Origin of the sequence: Undibacterium sp. TJN25 (assembly GCF_049339885.1) — a bacterium.
GTDB lineage: Bacteria > Pseudomonadota > Gammaproteobacteria > Burkholderiales > Burkholderiaceae_D > Undibacterium.
In genome coordinates, this window is sequence record NZ_JBMPPM010000063.1 from 1 (window position 1) to 216 (window position 216).

General features: G+C 48.6%; 1 protein-coding gene. It reads right to left on the minus strand.

The features are described from left to right. Positions 1-33 precede the first annotated feature (33 nt). On the minus strand, positions 34-216 hold a 183-nt coding region (locus ACO0LO_RS29140; protein WP_422970058.1), incomplete at its 5' end, for a hypothetical protein.

Below are 216 nucleotides of genomic sequence, written 5' to 3' on the forward strand. Positions count from 1 at the left end.
ATCGAAAAACTAATTCAATTCGTTCGCCAAGCATCACCCAGTGTGCGCTTGCAAGCGCACACGGCTTGAAGCCGAAAAGCTGCACGCAGGTGCAGCTTTTTTTTCGCCTTCAAGTGCGCATGGATCGCTAAAAACAAACTGGTAGATCAATCGAAAAACTAATTCAATTCGTTCGCCAAGCATCACCCAGTGTGCGCTTGCAAGCGCACACGGCTT